This is a genomic window from Mesorhizobium sp. RCAM 06353 (assembly GCF_059683585.1).
This window is the reverse complement of the sequence record NZ_CM185031.1, coordinates 6021550-6037673: the sequence shown is the minus strand read 5'-3', so window position 1 is coordinate 6037673 and position 16124 is coordinate 6021550. Positions and strand designations below refer to the sequence as shown.

Here is a 16124-nt window from a genome sequence, read left to right as displayed (position 1 = left end):
CGATCAAACCGACGCAGCCTCTAAGCCTGCGTCAGCGGATACTGTTCCTTTAGCGTCTTCAGCACCTGGTCGCCGGGCATCGGCGCGCCGAACATGAAGCTCTGCACATATTCGCAGCCCATCTGGCGCAATTCCAGCGCATCGCGCTCGTCCGAAATGCCCTCGGCGACCACCGACAGGCCGAGCTCATGCGCCATGTTGACCATGGATTTGAGCAGTACGGCGCGTTTGGGCGTGCTGTCGTCGACAAAGCTCTTGTCGATCTTGATCGTGTCGAACGGGAAACGTGTCAGATAGGCGAGCGACGAATAGCCGGTGCCGAAATCGTCCAGCGACAGGCCGATGCCGAGCTGCTTCAGCTTGGTCAGCACGTGGGCGGTCTGCTCGGGATTATCCATCACCAGGGACTCGGTGAGTTCGAGCCGGAAACAGCGCGGTTTCAGATTGGCCCTTGCGATGACGGAGCGGACATCGCTGACCAGGTCGCGGCGGATGAGCTGGCGGCTGGACAGGTTGACCGAGACCGATAGCGGCGCATCGCCGATCTGCTTTTGCCATCCGGCCAGATCCTCGGCCGCCTGCTGCATGGCAAACAGCCCAAGCTGCACGATCAGCCCGCAGCTTTCGGCGACGGGGATGAAATCGGCCGGCGGGATCATGCCGCGGCGCGGATGGTCCCAACGCAGCAAGGCTTCGAAGCCGGCGACGCTGCCGTCTTCCAGACGCACGATCGGCTGGTAGGCCAGGGTGAATTCGCGCCGCTCGATGGCGCGCCGCAAGTCGGATTCGAACTGTAGCCGATCGGTGCCGACGGTGCGGAAGGCCGGGCGGAACGGCTCGATCCTGTCGCCGCCGAAACGCTTGGCCTGATGCATGGCGAGCTCGGCATCCTTGACCATGTCCTCGGCCGAGGTCTGCGCCGAAGTCCAGGTGATCAGGCCGATCGAGGCGGTCAGCACGATCTCGCGCTTGGCAAAGGTGATCGGGTTGTTGATCGCATGCTTGATGGCATCCGCCACGCCGGCGATGCGGGCAGGGTCCTGTTCGGACAAAAGCATCAGCGCGAACTGGTCGCCGGCAAAACGCGACAGCGAATCCTTCGGCTTCAACAGCCGGTGCAGGCGGCGCGCGATGGTGAGCAGGATGGTGTCGCCGGCCGAGATGCCGAGCCCGTCATTGACCTGCTTGAAGCGGTCGATGTCGATGACGAAGACCGTCGGACGCACCTTCTCCTCGGTGCGGGCGATCGAGATGATCGCCTCCAGCCGGTTCATGTACAATTCGCGGTTCGGCAGGCCGGTCAGATTGTCGTGCACGGCGTCGTGCAGCAGCCTTTCCTCGGACTTCTTCTGCTCGGTGACGTCGACCATGGTGCCGACGCAGCGGATGACCTCGCCGTCCGATCCGATGACCGGCCGCGCGCGCAAGTTGAACCAGTGATAGTGCCCGTCGGCGCCGCGCAGGCGGAAATTCTGCGACACCCGGCCACGCCGGTGTTCGAGCACCACGTCGAGCGTCGTGCGGAACGTGTCGCGGTCGTCGGCATGCAGCACCGGCAGCCAGTTGCGCGCCGCACCGCCGAGGCTGTTGGGCGCGAGGCCGAGCTGGATGCTGACATCGGGCTTGGTGACGACGCGGTCGCGCAGCACGTCCCAATCCCACACCGTGTCGCCCGATCCGGCAACCGCCAGCGCCTGGCGTTCGAGGTCGGAGAACAGCCCCTGATGCAGCGCGCCGCCGGCAAAGGCGTGCTGCATAACGGTGAAGCCGATCAACAGGATGATCAGGATCAGCCCGCCGCCGAGCGCCGGCTGGGCGATGTCGTTGTCGAGCATGCCGGTGATCGCCATCCACGACCCGCATAGCCACAACAGCACCATGACCCAACTGGGCACCAGCATGATGGCGCGGTCATAGCCACGAATCCCGAGGAAGATGATCAGGCCGAGCCCGGTCAGCGCGGTGGCGGCAAAGGAGATGCGGGCGATGCCGGCGGCGACCGCCGGATCGACGATGGCGACGCCTGCAATCAGCACCAGCCCAAGGATCCAGACCAGGGCGCCATAGCTGAAATGGCCGTGCCATCGGTTGAGGTTGAGATAGGCGAACAGGAAGACCACGAAGGTTGCCGCAAGCGCCACCTCCGTTCCCGCTCGCCACATCTGCTCATTGCCGGGCGAAATCTCGATGACCTTGTTGAGGAAGCCGAAATCGACGCAGATATAGGCAAGCACTGCCCAGGCAAGGGCCGCGGTCGCCGGGAACATCGAGGTCCCCTTGACGACGAAAAGGATGGTCAGGAACAGCGCCAGAAGGCCGGCAATGCCGATGACGATGCCGCGAAACAGCGTGTAGGAGTTGACCGAGTCCTTGTAGGCTTCCGGCTCCCACAGATACACCTGCGGCAGCTTGGGCGAGGCGAGTTCGGCGATGAAGGTGATCACCGTGCCGGGGTTCAGCGTCACCCGGAACACATCGGCGTCGGGGCTGGTCTGGCGGTCGAGCGCGAAGCCCTCGCTGGGCGTGATCGCGGCAATGCGGGTGGCGCCGAGATCGGGCCAGAAGATGCCGGAATTGACCAGTCGGAAATGCGGCGCCACGATCAGTCTGTCGAGCTGCTGGTCGGTGGTGTTGGCCAGCGCGAACACCGCCCAGTCGCCGGTCGAGCGCGCGTCATTGGCCTCGACCTCGATGCGCCGCACGATGCCGTCCGGCCCTGGCGCGGTCGATACCTGGAAGTTTTCGCCCTGGTTGCGGTAGATCTCGAAGGCGCGCGACAGGTCGAGCGCGACGTCGTCGCGGGCAATTTTGATCGGTTCGACGGCAAAGGCCGACGAAGCCGCGCACAGCGTCAGGATTGCCGCGACGACAAAGGCGAACAGTGGCCCGTTTCGCAGGAAATTCGTCAAAAATCAGTCCTTCGTTCCTGCGGCCAGCGGATCGTCCGCGATCCGGGCGTAGAGGTAGTGGTCCTGCCAGATGCCGTTGATCCTGAGATAGGATCTTAACAGTCCTTCGCGCCGGAATCCGGCTTTTTCAAGCACGCGGATCGACCGGATGTTGTCGGGGATACAAGCCGCCTCGATCCGGTGCAACCTCAGCGTATCGAAGGCGAAGCGCGCCACGACCTTGACCGCGTCGGTCATCAGCCCGCGGCCGCCGAAGCGCTCGCCGATCCAGTAGCCGACATGGCCGCTTTGCGAGACACCGTGGCGGATGTTGCCGAGTGTGATACCGCCGGCCAGCTTGCCGCTCGACTTCTCGAAGATGAAGAAGGCGATCGCGGTTCCTTGCGCATAGTCTTCGCGATAGCGGCTGATGCGCAGGCGCCATGCCGTGCGATCGAGTTCGTCGGGCGTCCAGCGCGGTTCCCACGGCTCCAGGAACGCCCGGCTTTCGCCGCGCAGCGCCGACCATTCCCGGAAGTCATTGGTGTAGGGCACACGCAACGTGACGCGGTCGCCCTTCAGCGCCGGCAGGTCACGGCGAAAGAAAGGGAGCGCGAACACGGCGCTTGGGGGGCTTAGACGGCGAGCTTGCGGGCCGTGGTCTGCGTGCCCGGAAGCGAATCGAGGATCGCCTCATATGGAGCCAGCGTACCCACGGGCCCGACAGCGGTAAGCGTCGGCTTGGTCGAGAACATCCGCGACGACAGGTCGGTCAGCCGCTCGATCGTCAGCGCCGACAGGCGCTCCATCAGTTCCTCCTTCGCGATCGGCCTGCCGAACAAAAGCAGTTGCCGTGCGATCTGCGAGGCGCGGCTGGCCGGGCTTTCGGCGGACATGATCAGCCCGGCGCGGTACTGGGCCCGCGCGCGGTCCAGTTCTTCCTGCAGGATGTTCTCGCCGGCCTTCTGCAACTCGTCGATGATGACGGGAACCAACTCCGCGATGTCGCTCTGCCCGGTCGCGGCGTGGACGCCGAAGATGCCGGTGTCGGAAAAGCCCCAATGGAAGGCATAGACCGAGTAACACAGGCCGCGTTTCTCACGGACTTCCTGGAACAGGCGCGACGACATGCCGCCGCCGAGGATCATCGACAGCACCTGTGAGGCGTAGAAGTCGCGCACATGATAGGCGCGGCCTTCGAAGCCCAGCACGATCTGCGCGTCCATCAGGTCGCGGTCCTCGCGGAAATCGCCGCCGACATACTGCGCATATTGCGGGATGGTGCTGTCGGCCTTGCTGCGGAAACCGCCGAGCTGCTTCTCGACCTCGCGCACGAAATTGTCGTGCTTGATGTCGCCGGCAGCCACGATCACCATCCGCTCGGCGCCATATTGGCGTTCGATGAAATCGTGCAACTGCTTGGAGGTGAAGGATTTGACGGTTTCCGGCGTGCCCAGGATCGAGCGGCCGATGGTCTGGTGGCGAAAGGCCGTCTCGGTGAAACGGTCGAAGACGATATCGTCTGGTGTGTCGTGCGCGGCGCCGATCTCCTGCAGGATCACGTGCTGTTCGCGTTCGAGTTCCTGCGGGTCGAATTCGGATTCCTGCAGGATGTCGGCAAGGATATCGACCGCCAGCGGTACATCGTCGGACAGCACCCTGGCATAGTAGGATGTGGTCTCGACGCTTGTGGCGGCGTTTATCTCGCCGCCGACATCCTCGATTTCCGAGGCGATTTCGAAGGCCGTCCGCCGCTTCGTGCCCTTGAACGCCATGTGCTCGAGCAAATGGGCCATGCCATGCTCGTCGTCACGTTCATTGCGTGCGCCGGACTTGACCCAGGCACCAAGAGCAACCGATTCGATACTTGGAAGGGTTTCGGTGGCGACTGTCAGGCCGTTCGACAGACGGCTTACCTCAACACCCATATGGCTCGTACTCCCTAACGCGCCGCCCGCGCGCGGCGGCTGACGTAATCTTCCACCATTTTCAGGTCGGATGGAAGTACCGTGTATTTTTCCTCAAATGTCATCAATCCCCCTAGCCATGCGGGCAGGGCCGGCGAAACCCCGCTGGCGGCCTCGACGGCGGCCGGGAATTTTGCCGGATGGGCGGTGCCCAGCACCACCATGGGGACAGTGCCCGATGCTTTGCCGGCCGCGACATGCACGGCCGCCGCGGTGTGCGGGTCGAGCAGGTAATTGCTGGCTGCGAGCGTCGAGCGGATGGTGGCGGCGACCTCGTCCATGGTGGCACGGCCGGCGTCGAATTCGGACCGCATCCCATTGATTTCACGGGCTTCTATGGTGAAGGCGCCGGATTGCTTCAGGCCATCCATGTAGCGCCGCACGGTTGCCGCGTCGCGGTTCGAGGCCTCGAACAGCAGACGTTCGAAATTCGACGAAACCTGGATGTCCATCGACGGCGAGGTGGTCGCAAAGACACCCTTGGTGCGGTATTCGCCGGTCGCGAAGGTGCGCGCCAATATGTCGTTGTCGTTGGTGGCGATGACCAGTCGCTCGATCGGCAGCCCCATCTTCTTGGCGGCGTAGCCGGCGAAGATATCGCCGAAATTGCCGGTCGGCACGGTGAACGACACCGGCCTGTCCGGCGCGCCGAGCGACAGTGCCGAGGAGAAATAGTAGACGATCTGGGCCATGATCCGCGCCCAGTTGATCGAATTGACCCCCGACAGCGCCACCCGGTCACGGAAAGCGTGGTCGTTGAACATGTCCTTGAGCAGGCCCTGACAGTCGTCGAAATTGCCTTCGATCGCCAGCGCATGGACGTTCCCGGCCGTCGACGTCGTCATCTGCCGCTGCTGCACCGGCGAAACGCGGCCATGCGGGAACAGGATGAAGATGTCGGTGCGGCTGCGTCCGGCAAAGGCGTCGATGGCCGCGCCGCCGGTATCGCCTGACGTGGCGCCGACGATGGTGGCATGCTGATCGCGTTCGGCAAGCACGTGGTCCATCAGCCGGGCGAGCAACTGCATCGCCACATCCTTGAAGGCCAGCGTCGGCCCGTGGAAGAGTTCAAGGACAAAGGTGTTGGAGCCGGTCTGCACCAGCGGGCAGACGGCCTCGTGGCGGAACGTGGCGTAGGCTTCGCGCACCAGGCGTTCGAAGACGGGCGCGGCGATTTCACCGCCAAGGAACGGCGTCAGCACGCGGATCGCGAGATCGGGATAGGCAAGGCCACGCATGGCGCGGATATCGGATGGCGAAAACTGCGGCCACTCGCGCGGCACGTAAAGCCCGCCATCGCGCGCCAGGCCCGCCAGCACGGCATCGGAAAATCCAAGCGCGGGTGCTTCCCCGCGCGTACTCACATATTGCATGTCTCAGTCCCGTTGCCGCTTGGCTTTTGCGTTCACCACAAGGTGGTTAATTTCTGTGCCGGCTCCAGTCGCATTTTTGCCGCGCCGTTGATATACGTCACCAGCTTTGCGAGAGGGAAGTGGGAGTTTCATGGCGTTTCGTACATTCAGTGGTCGCTTTTTGGCGGGTCTTGCGCTCACCGGCTTTATGCTCGCCGCCGCCGGCTGCCAATCGGGCGACAATGGCATCCTGAACCTCGGCTTGGGCGGCAAGAAGGACCCGACAGCGCCACCGCCTCCGCAGGATCCCAAGATCCTGGCCAGCCAGTTGACTGCCTATTGCCCGCGGGTGACGGTGCGTGACGGCACGGCCTTCTTCAACACCTATGTCAATGAGGTCAAGAAGGCCAAGCCGAAGCTCAAGAAGACTGGCGACGCCGCGGCGGATGCGGCGGCCCAGGCTGCGGCTGACGCCGCCGCTGCCACTCCGCCCGACGATTCTCAGAGGATCATTTATCAGGCCTCGATCAGCGACGTGACCCGCGATTGCAGCCGCGCCGACGGCCAACTGACGATGAAGATCGCGGTCGCCGGCAAGATCGTGCCAGGACCGAAGTTCACGCCCGGCACCATCACCATGCCGATCCGCACCGCGGTGATGCACGGTACCGACGTGCTTTATTCGCAGATTCACCAATATCAGGTCCAGGTCACCGATCCCTCGGTCGCCACCCAGTTCGTCTTCACCGATTCCAATGTCGTCGTGCCGGCGCCGACGGCGCAGGACTATCAGGCCTATGCCGGCTATGACGAAACCGCGCCGAAGGCGACGACCGACAAGCCGAAGAAGACCCACAGGAAGAAGGCCACCGCGACTAACTAGTCGCGGTTTAGGGCAGCGTGCGTCGCGGCGCCGATTCAGGCGTCGGCCGACCATTCCGACAGTGCCGCGATCACGCTTTTCAGCTCTGCCCAGCGGCGGATCACCGTCTCGGCGCCGGCCTCCGTCAGCGCATCGGCATGGCCAGGATAGCTGTGGCTGGCGCCAGTGAAGCCGATCACCCGCATGCCGGCCGCCCTGGCGCCGGCAACGCCGTGCACGGAATCCTCGATGACGAAAGTGTTCGCCGGGTTCGCGCCGAGTTTTTCGGCAGCGAGCAGGAACACGTCCGGAGCGGGCTTGGTCTTTTTGCTCGGCATTTCCAGCGCCGAGAAGATGCGGCTGGCGAAAAACGGCAGCAGATGCACCTTCTCCAGCATGAATTCTATGCGCTCCGAGCGTGAGTTGGAGCAGATGCAGCGTTGCGCCGTGACCGAGGCGACCGCTTCGCGCACGCCCTCGATGGCACGAACATCGCTGCGCAGTTTGCGGTCGACAAGCTCTTCGGCGCGATCGATCAGCGACGCCTGGAACGGGATTTTGGATTTTTCCTCGATCCGCAGCAGGATGTCCTTGAACGTCAGGCCCGCATAGGTCTCGGCAACCTCCTCGGCGGAGATTTCATATCCGGCGAGCGTGATCAATTCGGCCTCGACCCGCGCGGCGATGATTTCGGAATCGACGAGCACGCCGTCGCAATCGAAGATGACAAGGTCTGGCTGGGGCATGGTGATCCGGACAAAGGGAGGGCGAGCGGCCATGAAGGCCTCAGGCGGCGCGGCATACACCAATGGCCCGGCCTTCGCAAACCGGCAGGCGGTCGCACGGGCCTTCACCGAATATTTACGCTGATCGGTAACCATAACGGGGAGTAAACAGTAACGCGTGCCTTGGGTGTAAAAATGTCTGCCGTGCGTCTTCTCGCCGACCTTTCCCATGCTCCCCAGCAATCCGAATGGCTGGACACGATCCTGAAAGGCGACTGCGTCGCAGCGCTCGACCGCCTGCCCGAAAAATCGATCGACGTCATTTTCGCAGATCCGCCCTATAATCTGCAGCTCGACGGCGACCTGCACCGCCCCGACCAGTCCAAGGTCGACGCGGTCGACGATGATTGGGACCAGTTCGAGAGTTTTGAGGCCTATGATGCCTTCACCCGCGCCTGGCTGCTGGCGGCGCGGCGGGTGCTGAAGCCCAATGGCACAATCTGGGTCATCGGCTCCTATCACAACATCTTCCGGGTCGGCGCCAAGATGCAGGATCTGGGCTTCTGGATCCTCAACGACGTGGTCTGGCGCAAGACCAATCCGATGCCGAATTTCCGCGGCCGCCGTTTCCAGAACGCCCATGAGACGATGATCTGGGCCTCGCGCGACCAGAAAGGCAAGGGCTACACCTTCAACTACGAAGCCATGAAGGCGTCCAACGACGACATTCAGATGCGCTCCGACTGGCTGTTTCCGATCTGCACCGGCGGCGAGCGGTTGAAAAACGACAATGGCGACAAATTGCACCCGACGCAGAAGCCGGAAGCATTGCTCGCCCGCATCATGATGGCGTCGACCAAGCCTGGCGACATCGTGCTCGATCCCTTCTTCGGCTCCGGTACGACGGGTGCGGTCGCCAAGCGCCTTGGCCGCCATTTCGTCGGCATCGAGCGCGAGCAGGCCTATATCGACGCCGCGAACGAGCGTATCGATGCGGTGCGGCCGCTGGAGGATGCCGATTTGACAGTATTGACCGGCAAGCGTGCCGAGCCGCGCGTTGCCTTCGTCAGCCTGATCGACACCGGGTTGATGACACCTGGCGCCACGCTCTATGACGCCAAGAAGCGCTGGGCGGCCAAGGTGCGTGCCGACGGTACGGTGGCGATCGGTGACAGCGCCGGCTCGATCCACAAGATCGGCGCCGAAGTGCAGGGACTGGACGCCTGCAATGGCTGGACCTTCTGGCATTATGAGCGCAGTGGCGGGCTCACCCCGATCGACGAACTGCGCCGTATTGCCCGGCTTGGCATGGAGCGGGCAGGGGCCTGAGCCTCCTGCCGCCTACGCAATTTGCGTTGATTCAAAATCTCAGCGGATCGCCGCAAGCGATTCAGGCCACACCTTTATACCGAGGCGCTCAAGATCTGCTTGAAGCTTCTTGGCATCGGTGAACAGCACTGCCTGCCAGCCTGCGGCCCTGGCGCCGTCGACATTCTTCTGGCTGTCGTCGATGAACAGCGATGCAGCCGGATCAAGGTCGAATGCAGCGACGTGATGGTCGTAGATCCTGCGATCCGGTTTGATCAGCCCGATCTCGGCGGACACGGTTATGCCGCGCGGGCGGTCGAGGAATGGAAAGCGGCCGCGCGCCTCGATGAACGTGTCGGCAGCCCAGTTGGTCAGCAGCGTCACGTCGTGGCCGGTGTCGATCAGCCTCTCCAGGATGGCAACACTGTCTGCATAGGCATGCGGTGCCATCTCGTGCCAGTGACGTCGGAAATTGCGTATGTTTTCCGCATGATCCGGATGGTCCGCGATGGCAATCGCCTCGGCCTCTTCCCAGGTCCGGCCGCGGTCCTGCTCGATGTTCCAGTCATGCGTGCAGACATTATCGAAAAACCATTTCCGCTCGGTTTCGTCGGGAATCAGCCGGCTGAAGGGGATATTGGGATCGTAATGGACCAGCACCTTGCCGATGTCGAAAACGATGTGGCGGATCTCAGTCATGAAGCCTCTTTCAATGCGGACGTTGCTTTTTCGTCGCGCCGGGTATCGCAGCCTCGATTGCCTTTTTCATGACAGTTGGCAGGGCCTCCCCCGAAATGTCCTGACGCAATGACCAGAAATGACCGGCCGGTGTCTCGCCCTTGCTGCGGGCCAGGAAGATTTCGAGCTCGAGGGCGAAATGGGTGAAGACATGCGAAATTGTCCCGGTGCGCTTCCAGTCAGCCGGGAACGGAGCTGCCGCTTGCGTGGTGGCGCCGTCGATGCGTGCGGTCCAGGCGGTGGTCGGCACCTCGGTCATGCCGCCCAGGAGGCCCTTGTCCGGCCGTTTGCGCAGAAGAATGGCACCGTCCTCGCGCACGGCCACGAAAGCAGCACCGCGTCGCTGCGGCTTGTCGGCTTTCGGCCGCCGCACCGGGAAGTTTTCGGGGTCGCCTGAAACGACGGCACTGCAGTCCTCGCGCAGCGGGCACAGCATGCAGCGCGGCCGGCGCGGGGTGCAGATCGTGGCGCCGAGATCCATCATCGCCTGGGCGAAGTCGCCCGGCCTTGCCGCCGGCACCATGGCCTCGACATGGGCGCGTATTTCAGGCTTGGCTTCGCTCAGCGGCGTCGTGATCGAAAACAGCCTCGAAATGACGCGTTCGACATTGCCGTCGACAACGGCGGCCGGGCGGTCGAAGGCGATCGCCGTGATGGCCGCCGAGGTGTAGGCGCCGATGCCGGGCAGGTCTCGTAGACCAGCCTCGGTGTCGGGAAACTGGCCGCCACGCGCCGCCACCAGATCGGCGCAGGCCTTGAGGTTGCGTGCTCGGGAATAATACCCCAGCCCCGCCCAGGCCTTCATCACGTCCTCGGTCGGCGCCGCGGCCAGCGCCTCGACATCGGGCCATTTCTCGACAAAGGCGCGGAAATAGGATTTCACCGCCTCGACAGTGGTCTGCTGCAGCATGACTTCGGAAAGCCAGATGCGGTAAGGGTCGGGCCGCGCGCCGCGCGCATGCTCGCGCGGGCTCACGCGCCACGGCAGTTCGCGATGATGCACGTCGTACCAGGCCAGGAGGCGCGACGCGGTGTCGTCCGGCATAGCCTTGCCGGTCTGGGCTTCGGGGGTCTGGGCCTTGCGGGGCTGGTCTGCTGGTGCCATTGATCGTGGATTGGCCTGGCCGGTATTGCTGGGGTCGTGGCTGGAGAACGTACATGGCAGGGAGAACGCCCTACGGCAATCCCGTCCCGGTGAGCGATCTTGCGACCAAAATACTCGATCCGGTGCTGCGCAAACGGGCAGGCATCTCGATTGGTCTCGTCCAGTCCTGGGAAGAGATTGCCGGACCGCGCCTTGCCAGCCGCTCGCGGCCTGAAAAGATCCAGTGGCCGCGCCGCCTGCATGAGGACGATCCGTTCGAGCCTGCGGTGCTGGTCATTGCCTGCGAAGGCATGGCGGCGCTGCATTTGCAGCACGAGACCGGCGAGATCATCAACCGGGTCAACGCTTTTCTCGGCTTTACGGCAATAGGCCGCATCAGGATCGTGCAAAAACCGGTGACGGCGGACAAAGGACGGCCTAAACCGACCTTCAGGCCTTTGACGGCGGCGGAGAAGACGAAGTTGTCCAGCACGGTCGAACTGATCGAGGATGACGGGCTGCGCGCCTCGCTGGAAAGGCTTGGCGCAACCATTTTGGGTGAAAGGAAGTCAAAAACCCCTTGAAGACAGTCATCGATTTGTCGTCAACATCTCGCATTCGTGATCGACTTTGTCAGGTTTTGCGATTGGATTGGGGATGGAGATGCCTTAATTCGCGCCAAGTCTCGCCTTTTCGTGCCTTTGCATTGCAAAATTCAACCCTTGTCAGGTGATTCGTATGAACCGTCCTCCGTTCGGCAAAAGTCTGTCTCGCAGAAACGTCCTGTCTTCGCTGGCAGCCATTCCGGCGGTGGCCCTGCTCGCCGCCTGCAGCAACTCCGGCGAAGAGGCCAAGGCGGCGGATGTGAAGCCGGCGGATCCAGCCGCTCCCGCAAAGCCGGCCACGCCGGCTGCCGTTCAGGTTCCCGAGTCCCAGGGCAACGTCGACATGGCCGAATTGCTGAAGCCGGGCGCATTGCCTGACAAGCAGCTCGGCAAGGATGACGCCAAGGTCACCATTGTCGAATACGCCTCGATGACCTGTCCGCACTGCGCGCATTTCGCCGCAACCACCTTCCCGGACCTGAAGAAGAAGTATATCGATACCGGCAAGGCACGCTATATCCTGCGCGAATTCCCGTTCGATCCGAGCGCCGAAGCCGGTTTCATGCTGGCGCGCTGCGCCAAGGATAACTATTTCCCGATGGTGGACGTGCTGTTCGCGCAGCAGGCGAACTGGGTTGGCGTGTCCAACACCAAGGAAGCGCTGCTGCAAATCTCGAAGCTCGCCGGTTTTACACAGGAGTCCTTCGAGGCCTGCTTGACGGACCAGAAACTTCTGGACGATGTGAGATCGGTCCAGAAGCGCGGCGCCAATGAATTCAAGGTCGACTCGACACCGACCTTCTTCATCAACGGTAAGACCTACAAAGGGGCGATGTCGATTGAGGAAATGTCGGCCATCATCGACCCTCTGCTCTGACATCAGGTCAGCGCTGAAGCGGCAGCGTTTCGGCGCTCGCCTTTACGGGGCGCGTGAATGAAGTTTTCGCGCCTCCGCCTCCTTGGTTTCAAGTCCTTCGTCGAGCCCGGCGAGTTCGTTATCGAACGCGGGCTGACGGGTATTGTCGGGCCGAACGGCTGCGGCAAGTCGAACCTTGTCGAGGCGCTGCGCTGGGTGATGGGCGAAAGCTCCTACAAGAACATGCGCGCGTCCGGCATGGACGACGTCATCTTTTCCGGCTCGGGCACGCGGCCTGCGCGCAACACCGCCGAAGTCACGCTTTTCCTCGACAACAGCGACCGCTCGGCACCGGCCGCCTTCAACGACGCCGATGAATTGCAGGTGTCGCGCCGCATCGAGCGCGAGGCCGGCTCGCTCTACCGTATCAACGGCAAGGAAGCGCGCGCCAAGGATGTGCAGCTTCTGTTTGCCGACCAGTCGACCGGCGCGCGCTCGCCCTCGATGGTCGGCCAGGGCCGCATCGGCGAACTGATCCAGGCCAAGCCGCAGGCGCGCCGAGCCCTGCTCGAAGAGGCGGCCGGCATTTCCGGCCTGCACACCCGCCGCCACGAGGCCGAACTGCGGCTCAAGGCGGCCGAACAGAATCTCGAACGCCTGGACGACGTCGTCGGCGAACTGGAAAGCCAGATCGAAAGCCTGAAGCGCCAGGCGCGCCAGGCCTCGCGCTTCAAGAACCTGTCGGCCGACATCCGCAAGGCCGAGGCAACGCTGCTGCATCTGCGCTGGACGCTGGCCAAGACGCAGGAAGGCGAGGCGCGCTCGGCGCTAGCGGTTGCCACGGCACTTGTCGGCGACCGCGCCGCCGCGCAGATGGCCGCCGCCAGGGAGCAAGGCATCAGTGCGCATCGCCTGCCTGACCTGCGCGACGCGGAAGCCGCGGCCGCCGCCGCCTTCCAGCGCCTGTCGATCGCCAAGTCGCAGATCGAGGAAGAGGCCGGCCGCATCCGTGCCCGCCAGACGGAAATCGAGCGCCGGTTGCAGCAGCTCGACGGCGACATCGCCCGCGAGGAGCGGATGGTGCGCGACAATGCCGATGTCCTCGAGCGCCTGCGCACCGAAGAGGCTACGCTGAATTCCGAGAACGCCGGTGCTGCCGAGCGCGAGGCCACCACCCGGGCGGCGTTCGAACAGGCGGCATCGACGCTTGCGCAAAGCGAAGCCAAACTCGCCGCGCTGACCGCCGAACGCGCCGAGGCCGCCGCCTCTCGCCATCAGATCGAACGCACTTTGCGCGAAACCGCCGAGCGCCGAGACCGCTTCGCCCGCCAGCTCGCCGAGGTCGACCGCGAACTGTCTGATATTCTCTCCAAGGTCGCCGGCCTGCCGGATCCGGCCGAAAAGCGTGTTCTGGTCGAACAGGCGATGGAGATTCTCGAGGAATCCGAGGCTGCCGTGGCGCAGGCCGAGCAGTCGGTCATCGATGCCCGTGCCGCCGAAAGCACTGCCCGTCCGCCGCTTCAGGACGCCAGGGCCGAGTTGGCGCGGATCGAGACCGAAGCGCGCACGCTGGCCAAGATCCTCAACGCCGCCAGCGGCGATCTCTTCCCTTCGGTGCTCGAACAAATCAGCGTCGAGCGCGGCTTCGAGACAGCACTTGGTGCAGCCCTTGGCGAGGACCTCGACGTGCCGCTTGATCGCAGCGCGCCGGCGCATTGGGGCGAAAGCCAGATCCAGCCCGGCGACGCGGCCCTGCCGGAAGGCATCAAGAGCCTGGCCAGCGTGGTGCGTGCCCCGGCGCAACTTGCCCGTCGCCTGGCGCAGATCGGCATCGTCGAGACCACTGATGGCCGCCGGTTGCAGGGGCTGCTCGCGCCGGGCCAGCGTCTGGTCAGCCGCGAGGGCGCGCTCTGGCGCTGGGACGGCCTGACCGCCAGCGCCGATGCGCCGACGGCCGCGGCACAAAGGCTGGCGCAGAAGAACCGGTTGGCCGAACTCGATGCCGAAGCGGTGCAGGCGACACTTGTGCTGCGCCACGCCGAGGAAGCGCTGGCGCAGGCCGAGCAGGCACTTCGCCAGGCGAGCGAGGCAGAACGCAACACGCGCCAGGCTGGGCGCGACGCCCAGCACCGGCTGGATGCTGCCCGCAATGCACTGGCCGAGGCCGAAAAGGCCGGCGGCGAGTTGGCGAGCCGGCGCGCGGCACTCGACGAGGCCCGCGCCCGCATCGTCGACAGCCATGAGGAAACCTCGGCGGCATTCGTCGAGGCCGAAATGCTGTTACAGGACGCGCCCGATCTCGGCGACCTGCAATTGCAGCTCGAACAATCCTCGGCCAACGTCTCCCGCGACCGTGCCACGCTTGCCGACGCGCGTGCCGTGCATGAGGGGTTGCGGCGCGAAGCCGAGGCACGCGTACGCCGGCTCGATGCCATTGGCGCCGAACGCAGCAACTGGCTGGTGCGTGCCGAAAACGCCTCGACGCAGATCGCCTCGCTCGGTGAACGCAAGGCCGAGGCCGAGGCCGAGCGCGAGCGGCTGGCCGATGCACCCGACGAGATCGACGCCAAGCGGCGCGCATTGCTGTCGCAGCTCACCGAGGCTGAGACCTTGCGCAAGGCGGCGGCCGATCGTCTGCAGGAAGCGGAGAACAGGCAATCCGAACTGGACAAGGCGGCCACATCAGCCATCCAGTCGCTGGCCGAGGCGCGCGAGACCCGTGTCCGTGCTGAGGAAAGGCTGACTGCGGCCGACGAACGGCGGCTGGAGGTCGAGGCGCGCATTCAGGAAACGCTGAACACGCCGCCGCACCTGGTCATCCGCCATACCGGCCTGGAAGCCGACGATCCGATGCCCGATATGCCCGAAACCGAACGCCAGCTCGATCGGCTGAAGATCGAGCGCGAGCGGCTCGGCGCCGTCAACCTGCGCGCCGAGGAAGAGCAGAAGGAGCTGTCCGACCGGCTGGAAGCGATCGTTACCGAACGCGAGGACATCATCGAGGCGATCCGGAAGCTGCGGCAGGCGATCCAGAGCCTCAATCGCGAGGGCCGCGAGCGGCTTCTCGCTGCCTTCGATGTCGTCAACAGCCATTTCCAGCGGCTCTTCTCACATCTGTTCGGCGGCGGCACGGCGGAATTGCAACTGATCGAATCCGAGGATCCGCTAGAGGCAGGGCTTGAAATCCTGGCCCGCCCGCCCGGCAAGAAGCCGCAGACCATGACGCTGCTGTCGGGTGGCGAGCAGGCGCTGACGGCGATGTCGCTGATCTTCGCCGTGTTCCTGACCAATCCGGCGCCGATCTGCGTGCTCGACGAAGTCGACGCGCCGCTCGACGATCACAATGTCGAACGCTTCTGCAATCTCATGGACGAGATGGCCAAGACCACCGAGACGCGCTTCGTCATCATCACCCACAATCCCATCACCATGGCGCGCATGGACCGGCTGTTCGGCGTGACCATGGCCGAGCAGGGCGTCAGCCAGCTGGTGTCGGTCGATCTGCAGGCCGCCGAAGCGATGCGCGAGGCGAGCTAACGCATCCGGGCTGACAGCGCTGCGGCCCGCAGGACCAGATGCGATTGGAGGTCAGCCTTTGCGGTGCATGATCCACTATGCACAGATCCCGACCGCGAGGCCGCACGCCATGTTATTGGCCCGGTATAGCGACGACGGGGGGCGAACAGGTTGATTGAATCCGTTTGTCCTGCTTGCGGTGCCGGGGAGCCAATGAGGCTGG

The 16124-nt window shown here is 64.0% G+C and carries 12 protein-coding genes; 5 read left to right on the top strand and 7 right to left on the bottom strand.

The features are described from left to right. Nucleotides 1-20 precede the first annotated feature (20 nt). The 4 genes from AC56QX_RS29325 to thrC are packed head-to-tail and all read right to left on the bottom strand — an operon-like array spanning nt 21 to nt 6228. On the bottom strand, nt 21-2909 hold the full coding sequence (locus AC56QX_RS29325) for an EAL domain-containing protein (protein ID WP_497112000.1): 2889 nt from the start codon (nt 2907-2909) through the stop codon (nt 21-23). Nucleotides 2910-2912: 3 nt separating this feature from the next. Continuing rightward, nucleotides 2913-3509: a GNAT family N-acetyltransferase gene (locus tag AC56QX_RS29320; protein ID WP_497111999.1), complete on the bottom strand. Its 597-nt coding sequence runs from the start codon at nt 3507-3509 to the stop codon at nt 2913-2915. A 14-nt stretch (nt 3510-3523) separates the two neighbouring features. After that, on the bottom strand, nt 3524-4816 hold the full coding sequence (locus AC56QX_RS29315; RefSeq protein WP_027041484.1) for a M16 family metallopeptidase: 1293 nt from the start codon (nt 4814-4816) through the stop codon (nt 3524-3526). A gap of 14 nt (nt 4817-4830) precedes the next feature. Further along, nucleotides 4831-6228 carry a threonine synthase gene (thrC, locus tag AC56QX_RS29310; RefSeq protein ID WP_497111998.1) on the bottom strand — a complete coding sequence of 466 codons (1398 nt, stop codon included), beginning with the start codon at nt 6226-6228 and terminating at the stop codon, nt 4831-4833. Between the two features lie 130 nt (nt 6229-6358). Between thrC and AC56QX_RS29305 the strand changes: the two genes are divergently transcribed. Further along, nucleotides 6359-7090 carry a hypothetical protein gene (locus AC56QX_RS29305; RefSeq protein WP_497111997.1) on the top strand — a complete coding sequence of 244 codons (732 nt, stop codon included), beginning with the start codon at nt 6359-6361 and terminating at the stop codon, nt 7088-7090. A gap of 35 nt (nt 7091-7125) precedes the next feature. Here the strand turns inward: AC56QX_RS29305 and AC56QX_RS29300 are convergent, their stop codons facing one another. Beyond that, nucleotides 7126-7815 carry an HAD family hydrolase gene (locus AC56QX_RS29300; protein WP_497117956.1) on the bottom strand — a complete coding sequence of 230 codons (690 nt, stop codon included), beginning with the start codon at nt 7813-7815 and terminating at the stop codon, nt 7126-7128. A 174-nt stretch (nt 7816-7989) separates the two neighbouring features. Here AC56QX_RS29300 and AC56QX_RS29295 point away from each other — a divergent pair, with 174 nt between their 5' ends. Next, nucleotides 7990-9123: a site-specific DNA-methyltransferase gene (locus AC56QX_RS29295; protein ID WP_475451817.1), complete on the top strand. Its 1134-nt coding sequence runs from the start codon at nt 7990-7992 to the stop codon at nt 9121-9123. Nucleotides 9124-9162: 39 nt separating this feature from the next. On the opposite strand, the gene AC56QX_RS29290 is transcribed toward AC56QX_RS29295, so the two are convergent. Next, nucleotides 9163-9801, bottom strand: coding sequence for an HAD family hydrolase (locus AC56QX_RS29290; RefSeq protein ID WP_497111996.1), 639 nt, complete (start codon nt 9799-9801; stop codon nt 9163-9165). Between the two features lie 10 nt (nt 9802-9811). After that, a complete protein-coding gene (gene mutY, locus AC56QX_RS29285; protein WP_497111995.1) occupies nt 9812-10945 on the bottom strand; it encodes an A/G-specific adenine glycosylase in 1134 nt (377 codons plus the stop codon). Nucleotides 10946-10998: 53 nt separating this feature from the next. On the opposite strand from mutY, the gene AC56QX_RS29280 reads away from it, so the two are divergent. The 3 genes from AC56QX_RS29280 (at nt 10999) to smc (ending at nt 15922) form a co-directional block, all read left to right on the top strand. Further along, entirely contained in the window at nt 10999-11508 is a 510-nt protein-coding gene (locus AC56QX_RS29280; protein WP_477219627.1) for a DUF721 domain-containing protein, read from the top strand. A 154-nt stretch (nt 11509-11662) separates the two neighbouring features. Then, a complete protein-coding gene (locus AC56QX_RS29275) occupies nt 11663-12406 on the top strand; it encodes a DsbA family protein (RefSeq protein ID WP_497111992.1) in 744 nt (247 codons plus the stop codon). Between the two features lie 57 nt (nt 12407-12463). Next, nucleotides 12464-15922, top strand: a complete 3459-nt coding sequence (smc, locus tag AC56QX_RS29270; RefSeq protein ID WP_497111991.1) for a chromosome segregation protein SMC — start codon at nt 12464-12466, stop codon at nt 15920-15922. The last annotated feature ends 202 nt before the right edge of the window (nt 15923-16124 follow it).